This window comes from Aquipuribacter hungaricus (assembly GCF_037860755.1).
Classification (GTDB): Bacteria; Actinomycetota; Actinomycetes; order Actinomycetales; family JBBAYJ01; genus Aquipuribacter; species Aquipuribacter hungaricus.
Genome location: NZ_JBBEOI010000110.1, coordinates 1 through 11,726, shown reverse-complemented (window position 1 = coordinate 11,726; position 11,726 = coordinate 1). Strand labels below are relative to the sequence as shown.

General features: G+C 72.5%; 12 protein-coding genes. All 12 read right to left on the bottom strand.

The annotated features are described in order from the left end of the window. On the bottom strand, nt 1-227 hold a 227-nt coding region (locus WCS02_RS12150; RefSeq protein WP_340293504.1), incomplete at its 3' end, for a hypothetical protein. Nucleotides 228-306: 79 nt separating this feature from the next. Then, nucleotides 307-1,908 (bottom strand): methyl-accepting chemotaxis protein, encoded by a 1,602-nt coding sequence (locus tag WCS02_RS12145; protein WP_340293502.1) that lies wholly within the window; start codon nt 1,906-1,908, stop codon nt 307-309. A 106-nt stretch (nt 1,909-2,014) separates the two neighbouring features. Further along, complete coding sequence (locus WCS02_RS12140; RefSeq protein ID WP_340293500.1) at nt 2,015-2,482, bottom strand: chemotaxis protein CheW; 468 nt, start codon at nt 2,480-2,482, stop codon at nt 2,015-2,017. Beyond that, nucleotides 2,472-4,823 (bottom strand): chemotaxis protein CheA, encoded by a 2,352-nt coding sequence (locus WCS02_RS12135; RefSeq protein ID WP_340293497.1) that lies wholly within the window; start codon nt 4,821-4,823, stop codon nt 2,472-2,474. Before WCS02_RS12135 ends, WCS02_RS12140 begins: the two co-directional genes overlap by 11 nt. Before the next feature lie 196 nt (nt 4,824-5,019). Next, nucleotides 5,020-5,991 (bottom strand): carbohydrate ABC transporter permease, encoded by a 972-nt coding sequence (locus WCS02_RS12130; RefSeq protein ID WP_340293494.1) that lies wholly within the window; start codon nt 5,989-5,991, stop codon nt 5,020-5,022. After that, entirely contained in the window at nt 5,988-6,977 is a 990-nt protein-coding gene (locus WCS02_RS12125) for a carbohydrate ABC transporter permease (RefSeq protein ID WP_340293491.1), read from the bottom strand. Before WCS02_RS12125 ends, WCS02_RS12130 begins: the two co-directional genes overlap by 4 nt. A 152-nt stretch (nt 6,978-7,129) precedes the next feature. After that, nucleotides 7,130-8,545, bottom strand: a complete 1,416-nt coding sequence (locus WCS02_RS12120; RefSeq protein ID WP_340293489.1) for an ABC transporter substrate-binding protein — start codon at nt 8,543-8,545, stop codon at nt 7,130-7,132. 277 nt (nt 8,546-8,822) lie between these two features. Beyond that, nucleotides 8,823-9,878 (bottom strand): LacI family DNA-binding transcriptional regulator, encoded by a 1,056-nt coding sequence (locus WCS02_RS12115; protein ID WP_340293486.1) that lies wholly within the window; start codon nt 9,876-9,878, stop codon nt 8,823-8,825. Nucleotides 9,879-9,950: 72 nt separating this feature from the next. Continuing rightward, a complete protein-coding gene (locus tag WCS02_RS12110; protein ID WP_340293483.1) occupies nt 9,951-10,577 on the bottom strand; it encodes a GTP-binding protein in 627 nt (208 codons plus the stop codon). Then, complete coding sequence (locus WCS02_RS12105) at nt 10,558-10,968, bottom strand: DUF742 domain-containing protein (protein WP_340293480.1); 411 nt, start codon at nt 10,966-10,968, stop codon at nt 10,558-10,560. Before WCS02_RS12105 ends, WCS02_RS12110 begins: the two co-directional genes overlap by 20 nt. Nucleotides 10,969-10,973: 5 nt before the next feature. Beyond that, on the bottom strand, nt 10,974-11,423 hold the full coding sequence (locus WCS02_RS12100) for a roadblock/LC7 domain-containing protein (RefSeq protein WP_452039067.1): 450 nt from the start codon (nt 11,421-11,423) through the stop codon (nt 10,974-10,976). 15 nt (nt 11,424-11,438) lie between these two features. Continuing rightward, nucleotides 11,439-11,726: hypothetical protein (locus WCS02_RS12095; RefSeq protein ID WP_340293475.1), on the bottom strand; the 288-nt coding region annotated here is incomplete at its 5' end.

Here is an 11,726-nt window from a genome sequence, read left to right as displayed (position 1 = left end):
GCGCCCTCGACCGCGGTGAGGTCGACGACCGTGGGGCCGTCGGGCCCGAGCAGCTCGCGGGCCCGCTCGCGGGACACGACGAGGTCGGCGCGCGCCCGGACCGGGGTGCGGACGTCCTGCGGCCCGGCCAGGAGCAGGCGCAGCAGGACGCGGGCGGCCCCGACGCCGCCCGGGGTCCGGGCGAGGTCGAGGCCGAGGGCGCTGGCGTCGGTCAGGCGGTAGGGCACCCTGCATGGTCGCCCCCGCACCCTCACGACGTCGCCCCCCGCCCGGGGCGTTCATCCGGACGGGGGGCGGCGGGTGGGCTCAGAGGGTGAACTGGCGCACCGTGGCGTCGAGCTGCTCGCTGAGGGTGGACAGGCCGCGGGTGGCGTCGGCGCTGGTCTGCGCCTGGGCCGAGGACTGCTCGGCGGCGGCGGCGACGGCGACGATCCCGGCGCCGATCTCCGCGGAACCGGCGGCCGCCTCGGACAGGGAGCGGCCCATCTCGCTGGTCGTCGCGGTCTGCTCCTCGACGGCCGAGGCGATGGTCGTCTGGATGTCGTTGATCCGGGCGATGGTCGCCTCGATGCGCTCGATGGCGACGACCACGTCGGAGGAGTCGGACTGGATCGCGGTGACCCGCTTGCCGATGTCCTCGGTCGCCTTGCCGGTCTGGGTGGCGAGCTCCTTGACCTCGGTGGCGACGACCGCGAAGCCCTTGCCGGCCTCGCCAGCCCGGGCGGCCTCGATGGTCGCGTTGAGGGCCAGCAGGTTGGTCTGCTCGGCGATGGAGGTGATGACCCGGACGACCTCGCCGATGAGCTGGCTGGACTCGCCGAGGCGGGTGACGATCTGGTTGGCCTGGCCGGCGACGGTGACCGCGTCGGAGGCGACCGCGGCGGCCTCCTGGGCGTTCTGGGCGATCTCGCGGATGGACTGGCCCATCTCCTCGACGCCCGCGGCGACGGTCTGCACGTTGCGGGTGACCTGCTCGGCGGCGGCGGCGACGACGTTGGCCTGCTGGCTGGACTCGTCGGCGGCCGCGGCGACCTCGGCGGAGGAGCTGCCCATCTGCTCGGCGGAGCCGAGCAGCTCGCCGGCGCTGGCCTGCACCCGGCCGAGGGACTCGCGCAGCCGGGCGGCGAGGCTGTCGACGGCGGTGCCGATGCGGCCCACCTCGTCGGTGCGGCCGGTGGCGGCGCTGACCCGCAGGTCGCCCGAGGCGAGGGTCTCCAGCGCCCGGACCGACGCGGCCAGCGGCGGCGCGGTGAGGCGGTACAGGGCGAAGCCGACCAGGCCGACGAGCAGGGCGCCGACGCCGGCGCTGAGCCACAGCACGACCGAGGTGAGGTCGCCCATGTCCTTGGCCTCGGCGAGCTTCGTCGCGACCGACTCGTCGACGACGGCCGTGGTGGCGTCCATGGCCTCGTCGATGACGTCCTCGGCGGCATCGACCGTCGGCCACGCCTCGCCGGCGGCGTCGGGGTCTGCCTCGACGGCGGCGAGCGCGGTGTCGACGGCGGCCTCGTACTCCTCGAACCCGCTCTGCAGGTCCGCGACGGCGGCGTCCACCTCGGGGGCGAGCTCGAGGGCCTCGAGGTCGTCGAAGTAGGCCTGGACCGTGTCCTGGTCCTCGGCGAAGCCCTCGCGGCCGGCGACGGCGTCACCGGACAGCGCGGCGATGAAGGTGGTCGACTTGTGCTCCGAGGCGCGGTTGGCCAGGTGGAGCAGCAGCTCGTCCGCTGCGACGTCCTCGCGGTAGGCGGCGTTGACGGCGGTGCGCTGGTTGCTCATGACCTGGTTGCTCACCGCGACGGCGAGCAGGGTCAGGACGACCACGGCGACCATCGCGCCGATCTTGCCGGCGAGGCTGAGGTTCGCCAGCGCGCCTGCCCGGGCGGCAGGTCGGGGGGTGGGGGTGCTCACGGGGTGCTCCTCGGGATGGGGTGGTGCCAGGTGTGGGGGTGGGGGCAGGGCGTGGTGCGGACGGCCGGGGGACTCGAGGTCCGGCGGCGCGCCTCGGCGGCGCGGGTCAGCCGTCCTTGCGGAACGCGGTGACGCGGGCGACGTCGAGGATGAGCAGCAGCGAGTCCTCGAGCGGGCAGGTGGCGCGCAGCAGGTCGCGGGCGACGCCGGTCAGGGTGGTGGGGACGGCCTCGTGGCCGGACCGGGGCACCTGGACGACGTCGGCGATCTTGTCCACCAGCAGGCTGGCGGACCCGTCGGCGGTCCGGACGACGACGTTCATCCGCCGGGCCGTCGGCGTGCGGCCGAGCCGCGCACCCAGGTCGATCGCGGTGACGATCTGCCCGCGCAGGTTGATGAGCCCGCGCACGGCCGGCGGCGCCAGCGGCACCGGGGTCAGGCCCGGGTTGCGCAGCACCTCCTGCACGGTGAGGGCGTCGATGCCGAGGTACAGCTCGTCCACCCAGAAGGTGCAGTACTGCACCGCGTCGAGGCCGGCCTCGGTACCGGCGGGGGTGAGCAGGTCAGCGGGCACGGGAGTACTCCTCGTCGGTGGCGGCGTCGTAGCCGGCGTGGTCGGTGCCGAAGGGGGCGGCCAGGGCCGCGACGTCGAGGACGTCGGTGATGTGGCCGTTGACCACGAGGGAGCCGAGGCTGCCGCTGCGGGCGCCGATCGGGGACAGCACCAGCGGGACCTCGACGATGTCGACGATCTCGCTCACGCGCAGGCCGACCAGGCCGCCGCGGTGCTGGTAGACGACGAGGGTGACCGTCGCCGGGCGGCCCAGCTGCTCGAGCTCGGGCGCGCCGCCCTGGCCGGGGACGCCGTAGCCGCCGCCCCAGCCGCCCTGGTCGACCTCGACGACGGGGAGCAGGTCGCCGCGGTACTGGACGACCGTGCTGGACCCGACCCGCTCGAGCGCCGTGACCGGCACCTCCTCGAGGCGGGCGACGAGCTCCAGGGGGACGGCGACGTTGCGGTCGCCGTCGGTGCGCACGACGAGCAGGCTGCGCAGCGCCGAGGTCTCCGCGAGCAGGGACGGGTCGTCCTGCATGCTCGAGGTGATGCTGGCCGCGGCGTGCTGGATGTTGCCCGCACCGGCCAGGCCGAGGACGTCGAGGATGAGCGCGATCCGCCCGTCGCCCATGACCGCCGCGCCGGCGAACAGCTGCAGCGAGGTCAGCGCCGCGCCCAGCGGCTTGACGACGATCTCCTGGGTCTCGAGGACCTCGTCCACGACCAGGCCGAACTCGTTGTTGTCGCTGCGCAGGACCGCGATGGTCGCCGCGGCGCGGTGCTCGGAGGTGGAGCCGAGCTGGCCGCCGAGGTCGAGCAGGGGCAGCAGGCGCCCGCGCAGGCGGTGGACCGGCACGCCGGCGACGTACTCCACGCCCTTGGTCGGGTCGTCCGGGTGCATTCGGACCAGCTCGAGCAGGTTGGCCTGCGGGATGGCGTAGCGCTCCTCGCCCTGGCGGACGACGAGGGCGGGGATGATCGCCAGGGTCAGCGGGATGGTGACGCGCATGACGGTGCCGTGGCCGAGCGTGGAGGTGAGGTCGACGCTGCCGCCGATCTTCTCGATGTTCGTGCGCACGACGTCCATGCCGACGCCGCGGCCGGAGACGTTGGTGACGGCCTCGGCGGTGGAGAAGCCGGGGCGGAAGATGAGGTCGAGGACGGCCCGGCGGCTCATGCCGGCGAGCTCGTCGGAGGTGATGAGCCCCTTCTCGACGGCCTTGCGGCCGATCTTCGCGGGGTCGATCCCGGCGCCGTCGTCGCAGATCTCCATGACGACCTGGCCGGACTCGTGGTACGCCCGCAGGGTCAGCGTGCCGCGGCGCGGCTTGCCGGCGGCCTCGCGGGCGTCGGCGGTCTCGATGCCGTGGTCGACGGAGTTGCGGACCAGGTGCGTCAGGGGGTCCTTGACGGCGTCGAGCAGGGTGCGGTCGAGCTCGGTCTCCCGGCCGTGCATGACCAGGTCCAGCTCCTTGCCGCACTGCGCGGACAGGTCGCGGACGACGCGGGGCAGCTTGGCCCACAGGTAGTCCATGGGCTGCATGCGCGTCTTCATGACGGCCTCCTGCAGCGAGGAGGAGATGAGGTCGAGCCGGTGCGCGGAGCGGACCAGGTCGGCGTCGGAGGAGTCGGCGGCCAGCTGCAGGACCTGGTTGCGCGACAGGACGAGCTCGCCGACCAGCTGCATGAGGTTCTCGAGGACGTCGACGTCGACGCGGATCGAGGAGTCGACCGCGGAGCGCTTCTTGGACTGCTTCTCCAGGGCGCCGGCGAGGACCTCGTCGGTGACGACCTCGGCGTCGGCGAGGATCTCGCCCAGGTGGCGGCTGTCGCCGGCGACCTGGACGCCGAGGGCGGCGCCGACGAGCTCGGGGCTCACGGCGCCGGAGTCGACGAGGATCTCGCCGAGGCTGTCGCGGCCGTCGGCCTCGGCGGCCGGCTCGGGCTCGGCGACGGCCTGCGTCGTCTCCAGGACCGCGCGGACGGCCTCGACGGCCTCGCTGACGTCGCAGCTCGCGTCGACGCCGGTGGCCTCGATGGTGGTGAGGACGGCGCGGACGGCGTCGACCATCTGGAGCAGGACGTCGGTGGTCGGCCCGTCGAGGACGCGGTCGCCGTCGCGCAGCTTGGCGAGCAGGTTCTCGCCGACGTGCGTGACCTTCTCGAGGTTGCCGAAGCCGAGGAAGCCGCTGGTGCCCTTGATCGTGTGGATCGTCCGGAAGACGCTGGCCAGCAGGTCGCGTGACCCCGGGGCCTGTTCGAGCTCCACGAAGTCGCGGTCGAGCTGGTCCAGGTTCTCGTGGCTCTCCACGAGGAACTCCTGGACGATCTCGTCCATGCCGTCGGTCGCGCTGCTCACGGCGCCTCCATCGAGAATCCGACGTGACCACGGTGGTCACGACCTCGACGTGATCGGCAGCAGGACGGGCGACCTTAACCGGAGGCCCTTGACAGGGGCGGGGAGCCGTGACGGGGCCTGGCTGCGGGGGCACGACAGAGGCCCGGGGCGTCTGCCCCGGGCCTCCGTCGTGCTGGTGCTGTGCTGGTGCGCGCTGTCAGCCCTTGACGCTGCCCGCGAGCAGGCCGCGGACGAAGAAGCGCTGGAGCGACAGGAACACGATGAGCGGCACGATGATCGAGATCACGGCGCCGGCGGTGAGGACGTGCCACTCCGAGCCGCGCGAGCCGACCAGGCTGGCCAGGCGCTCGGTGAGCGGGAAGGTGTCGGGCGAGCCGAACGTCAGGGCGACGAGCAGGTCGTTCCACACCCAGAGGAACTGGAAGACGCCGAACGCGGCGATGGCCGGCGTGAGCAGCGGCATGAGCACCTGGAAGAAGATCTTCACGTGCCCGGCGCCGTCGACGCGGGCGGCCTCGATGAGGGACTTGGGGATGTCCTTCATGAAGTTGTGGAGCAGGAAGATCGCCAGGGGCAGGGCGAAGATCGAGTGCGAGAGCCAGATGGGCCAGAACGACCCGGCCAGCCCGGCGTCGTTGTAGTCGCGCAGCAGCGGGATGAGCGTCACCTGGATGGGGACGATCTGCAGGGCGAACACCCCGACGAAGAGCGCGTCGCGGCCCGGGAAGTCCATCCACGCGAAGGCGTAGGCCGCCAGCAGCGCGAGCGTGATCGGGATGATGACCGCGGGCAGGGTGATGACGAGGGAGTTGATGAAGTACGAGGCGAAGTTGTTCTGCCCGCCGTACAGCACCAGGTTGTAGTTGTTGACCGTCACCTGCGGGTCCAGGGGGAAGGTCCACCAGCCCGTGGTCTTGGTCTGGATCTCGGGGCGGATCGACGACAGCACGAGGCCGAACGTCGGGATCGTCCACAGCACCGCCAGGACGATGGCGATGAGGGAGGCCCCGGGGTTGGTGAGGCGCTTCTTGGCCTTCGCCGAGCGGGGGACGGTGCCGGTGCGGCTGCCGCCGCCCGACACGGCCGGGTCGACGAAGTCGCCCGCCTTGACGCCGGGGGCGCTCGCGGCGCTGGTCGTGAATCCCTGCTCCCGGTCGGTGGTGCTCATCGGACATCCTCCGAGATGCGCATCTGGCGCACGTTGTAGACGACGATCGGGACGACGAGGACGAACAGGATCGTCGCCAGGGCTGCGCCGAGGCCGGCGTTCGACTGCCGGAACGCCTGCGTGTAGAACTCGTTGGCGACCACCGACGTGCCGTAGTTGCCGCCGGTCATGGTGCGGACGATGTCGAAGACCTTGAGCGTGCCGATGGCGATGGTCGTCAGCACGACCACCAGCGCCGGGCGGATGCCGGGGACGGTGATGTGGCGGAACATCTGCATCCCGGTGACGCCGTCCAGGCGCGCGGCCTCGGTGACGTCGTCGGGGATGGCCTTGATGGCCGCGGACAGGATCGTCATGGCGAAGCCGGTCTGCACCCAGATGAACACGACGATGAGGAAGAACGTGTTCCACGGGCCGTTGAGCAGGAACTGGTAGGGCTCCTGGCCCAGCCAGACCAGGATCTGGTTGAGCAGGCCGATCTGCTGGATGTCGCCGATGTCGGCCTTGTACTCGTAGACGAAGCGCCAGATGATGCTGGCGCCGACGAGCGAGATCGCCATCGGCAGGAAGATGAGCGCCTTGGCCAGGGCCTCGACCGGCGAGCGGTCGACGACGACCGCGTACAGCAGGCCGAGGAACGTGGCGGCGACGGGGACGATGAGGACCCAGATGATGGTGTTGACCAGCACCGAGCGCAGGTCGTTGCTCGTGGCCAGCGCGACGAAGTTGTCGAGGCCGACGAACGTCTCGCCCCGGCGGTCGAAGAACGACTGGTAGATCGTGAGGATCGCCGGCCGGATGAGGCCCCACAGCAGCAGCAGCGCCGCCGGGCCGACGAAAGCCAGGAAGACCAGCCACGACGGGACGTTCCTGGGCCGGTCCACGGCGAAGAGCAGCACGCCCATGACCGCGACGAACAGGATGATGGCCGCGACCATCGTGATGAGCTTGTCGCCGGTGCTGTCGGCAGAGAGCAGTAGATCCATGGTCCGCGCATCTCCTCGTCGTGATGGTGGACGGCCTCGTGGGGCGAGGCCCGGGCCGAGGTGCGGGGGGACGCTACCCGCGCGTCCCCCCTGCTGGTAGGCCCGCGGCGCGCCCCCCGGAGGAGACGCGCCACGGGCCTGTCAGCGGGAGGTCAGGACGCGGGCCAGGAGGCCTCGATGGCGTCGAGGACCTCGGCGTCGGCCTTGTCCTCGGCGATCCACGCCGTCATCTCCGACCAGAAGGTCCCGGCGCCGACGGCACCCGGCATGAGGTCGGAGGCGTCGAAGCGGAAGGTCGCCTCCTCGTCGTTCAGCAGCTCGGCCGACAGCTCGTCGATCGGGTTCTGCAGGTTGGCGACGTCCAGCCCGGAGTGCGGGGGGATGAACTGGCCGCCGGCGGCCCGGTTGTTGATGAAGTCCTCGGACGTCATGTACAGCTGGAACGCCTGGACGTGCGGCTCGTCCGAGAAGGCCCCGACGAACTCGCCGGCGCCGAGCACGGGGTTGCCGAACTCCTCGTTGATCGGGGGCAGGTAGAACGCGAAGACGTCGCCGTCCTCGGCCACCTCGGTGCCGTCGGGCCAGTTGGCCGCGTAGAACGAGGCCTGGCGGTGCATGAAGCAGGAGCCGTCGAGGATCGGCAGGCCCGCCTCCTGGAACGCCTGCGACGCGATGGACTGCACGCCGCCGATGCCGCCGTTGACGTACTCCTCGTTCTTGAGGATGCCGCCGACGGTCTCCAGCGCGGTGGCCACGGCCGGGTCGTTGAAGGGGATCTCGTGGTTGACCCACTGGTCGTAGACGTCGGGCCCGGCGGTGCGGAGCATGACGTCCTCCATCCAGTCCGTCGTGGTCCAGCCGGTGGCGTCACCGGACTCGATGCCGGCGCACCAGGGCTTGATCTCGCCGCCGGGGTTGTCGGCCACGATCTGGTCGGAGAGCGCGAGCATCTCGTCCCAGGTCTCGGGGACCTCGTAGCCGGCCTCCTCGAAGGCGGACGGGGAGTACCAGACGAACGACTTGACGTTCGCGGAGTTGGGGGCGGCGTAGAACTCGCCGTCGACCGTGCCGTAGTTCTTCCAGTCCTCGCCGTAGAACTCGTCGACGGCGGCCTCGACCTGGTCGGGCGCGGGGACGACGGTGCCGGTGTCGCGCACGATGGTCTGGAGCAGGCCCGGCTGCGGGAACAGCGCGATGTCCGGCGGGTTGCCGGCCTGGGTGCGGACGAGCAGCTGGGCCTCGAACTCCGAGGAGCCCTCGTAGGTGACGCTGACGCCGGTGCACTCGGTGAAGGGCTGGAAGGCGTCGATGTAGGGCTGGTCCTCGGGGGCGAGGATCGAGGTGTACAGCGACACCTCTTCGCCCTCGATGTCGCCGAACTCCTCGTACGGCGCGCAGTCGATCTCGGCCGCGGCGTCGACGCCGGTGCCGGCGCCGCCGGAGGCGTCACCGCCCCCGCTGCCGCCGGATCCCTCGATCTGGTCCGCGCCGCACGCGGCGAGCAGCATCGTGATGCTGATCCCGGCGCCGGCCGCGGCTGCGACACGCCTGTTCAGGCGGTTGCGCATGGGTGTGCCTCCTCGTTGTGGCTCTCGTCCGGCCACACCATCGTGGGCCTGGTTCGACGTAGGAGCATGTAAACGCTTGCAGGACGCACTTATCAAGGGCGGCGCGTCACACGCCCGTAACGATCCTGCAACGCCGTGACCAGCGAGGGAGCGGCGAGGACGCGGAGGTGGGAGCGCTCACACGGAGCGTGACGACACGCCTGCGCGGGGGCATCCCGGGTCGCACCGGGTCATCCCGGGCGGCCGGCAGACGGCTGAGCCGCGGGGCCCGGCCCTCTCAGGTCGCGCGCGCCTGGGCCGGGCCCGTCGAGCGGCGCAGGACGAGCCGGGTCGGCATGCGCTCCGAGCGGGGCGCGGGCTCGGTGCCGCCCGCGCGGGCGCCCGGGCGCAGGCCCTCCATCACCCAGCGGGTGGCGGTCTCGGCCTGCTCGGCCACCGGCTGCGAGATCGTCGTCAGGTCGTGGAGCTCCGCGTGGGGGTGGTCGTCGACCCCGATGACCGACACCTGCCCGGGCACGTCGACGCCCGCCTGCCGCAGCTCGTGCAGCACGCCGATCGCCAGCTCGTCGCAGGCGCACACCAGCGCGCCCGGCAGGGTCCCCCGGCGCAGCAGCTCGCGCACGGTGCGCCGGCCGTCGGCGACGGTGAGGTCGGCGACGAGCGCCTCCCCGGGCTCCAGGCCGGCGGCGGTCATCGCCTGCCGGTAGCCGCGGTAGCGCTCCTGCGGCGGCGCCCAGTCCCCCGGGCTCAGCGACGCGCCGACGTAGGCGACGTCGGTGTGGCCGAGCCCCAGCAGGTGCTCGGTGGCGGAGCGGCCGACCGCGACGTCGTCGATGCCGACCGAGCGCAGGCCCGGCACGGTCCCGCCGACGTAGACCAGCTCGTGGCCCAGCGCCTGCAGCACCGTGAGCTCCTCGGGCACGAGCGGCAGGGTGAGGACGATGGTGGCGTCGACCCGCTTGCGCAGCAGGTCCGCGCTGAGCATGGGCCGTGACGGCGGCAGCGTGCGGGACGGGCCGGGGGTGGTGCGCCCGCCCGGCGGCAGCTGCACGAGCAGGACGTCGTAGCCGTGGGTGCGCAGGACCGCCTCGACGGTCTCGATGCAGACGGCGAAGAACCATCGCGAGACGTGCGGGGTGAGCAGGCCGACGGCCTTGGTGCGCCCGCTGGCCAGGCTCGCGGCCGCGGCGGAGGGCACGTAGCCCAGCGACTGGGCGGCCAGCTGCACGCGGGCACGGGTCGGCTCGGCCACCGACGCGAGCCCCCGCAGCGCCCGGGACACGGTCGCCGTCGAGACCCCGGTGGCCCGGGCCACGTCCTCGATCGACGCCACGTCAGCCTCCTCGCCTCGGGACGGATTGTGCACCGTCCGCGTGGGCCCCGACGACCGTGCCGCCCCCGGGGCTCAGCCGACGGCGGCGACCTCGGGGGTGCGGGCGCGCTCCATGGCGAGCCGGACGACGTTGACGAGCGCGTGCTTGGTGGCGGCGCGCGAGCGGGCGTCGGTGTACAGCAGCGGGATGTGGTCGGGCACCTGCAGCGCCTCGCGGACGTCGTCGAGGTGGTGCGTGGCGACGCCGTCGAAGCAGTTGACCGCCACGACGAACGGGATGCCGCGGGACTCGAAGTAGTCGATCGCCGGGAAGCACTGCTCGAGCCGGTCGGTGTCGACGAGGACGACCGCGCCGATCGCGCCGAGCACCAGGTCGTCCCACATGAAGAGGAACCGGTCCTGCCCGGGGGTGCCGAACAGGTACAGCCACAGGTTGCCCGGCAGGCCGATCCGGCCGAAGTCCATGGCCACCGTGGTGGTGGTCTTGCGGTCGCTGACGCCGCCCGCGTCGTCGACGCCGAGGCTGTGCTCGGTCATCGCGGCCTCGGTGGACAGCGGCTCGATGTCGGAGATCGACCCGATGAACGTCGTCTTGCCGACGGCGAAGCCGCCCGCGACGACGATCTTGACGACGGTGGGCGCGACGACGGGCGCCGGGGCGACGGCCGTGCCGGCGGGCTCAGAGGGACGAGATGCCATCGAGAACACTCTCCAGGACGCTCAGCGAGATCGAGGGGGACGAGGACGAGCCGGACGCGGTGGCGGCGGTGAGGCCGTGGACCCGGACCTGGCCGGACTCCTGCAGGTCGCCGACGACGACGCGCACGACGCCGACCGGCAGGCGCAGGTGGGCGCTGATCTCGGCGACGGACTCGAAGCGGTCCGCGCAGAGCTCGAGGATGCGGCGCTTCTCCACGGTGTCGGAGACGGCCGGCACGGCGACGGCCTGCACCAGCGCCTCCAGCGGGAGGGGGGCGCTGCCGGCGGTCCGGGTGCGGCCGCGGGTGAGGGCGTACGGGCGGACGTGGAAGTCGTCGCCGTCGGAGTGGCGGCCCGCGCCCTGCGGGGTGGGTCGGCGTCGCTCGTCCACGGGGATCAGCCGACCGGGGTCCGGGTGGCCCCGGAGACCGGCAGCCGCGAGCGCATCTCGCCGACCAGCTGCGGGGTGAGGGTCTGCTCGGTGCGGCTGACCAGGAGCGCCATCTCGTAGCCGATGAGGCCGACGTCGCAGGTGGAGTCCGCCATCACGGCGATGACGGAGCCGTCGGAGACGACCATCGAGAACAGGAACATGGTGTCCATCTCGACGATGGCCTGGCGCACCTCCCCGGCGCCGAGCTGGCGGGCGGCGCCGCGGGTGAGGGACGAGATCCCCGACACGATCGCGGAGAGCTGGTCGCCCTGGGTGCGGTCCAGCTGGTCCGACATCGCCATCAGCAGGCCGTCGGCCGACACCACGAGGGTGTGCGAGACGCCGGGGACGCTGCGGACGAAGTTGTCGAGCAGCCAGCTGAAGTTCGTCGCTTCGGTGCTCATCGTGGTCACGGTCCGGGTCCTCCGTCAGTCGGTGGTGCGGGAGTCGGTGGTGCGGGTCAGGGGTCGGTGGGTGCCGTCGGCCTGGGCCGGGACACGGGGGGCGGGGGCCGCGGGGCGGGTCCCGCCGTGCTCGGCTCCGGGGTCGGTGCCGGGGGCGTCGCCGGCGTGGTGGCCGTCGGTGTCGCCGTCGCCGCCTGCCCGCCCGCGGGTCACCCCGGACTGGAAGCCGGACAGCATGCTGCGGACCTCCGCGGCGTTGCGCGGGCGGCGCTCGGGGGCTGGGCCGGTCGGCTGGGGCAGCCGGGCCGTCTC

What these genes read in the sequence shown, in the direction of transcription:
- WCS02_RS12130 (WP_340293494.1), bottom strand. Translation starts at nt 5,991, where the DNA reads ATGAGCACCACCGACCGGGAGCAGGGATTCACGACCAGCGCCGCGAGC.
- WCS02_RS12125 (WP_340293491.1), bottom strand. Translation starts at nt 6,977, where the DNA reads ATGGATCTACTGCTCTCTGCCGACAGCACCGGCGACAAGCTCATCACG.
- WCS02_RS12120 (WP_340293489.1), bottom strand. Translation starts at nt 8,545, where the DNA reads ATGCGCAACCGCCTGAACAGGCGTGTCGCAGCCGCGGCCGGCGCCGGG.
- WCS02_RS12110 (WP_340293483.1), bottom strand. Translation starts at nt 10,577, where the DNA reads ATGGCATCTCGTCCCTCTGAGCCCGCCGGCACGGCCGTCGCCCCGGCG.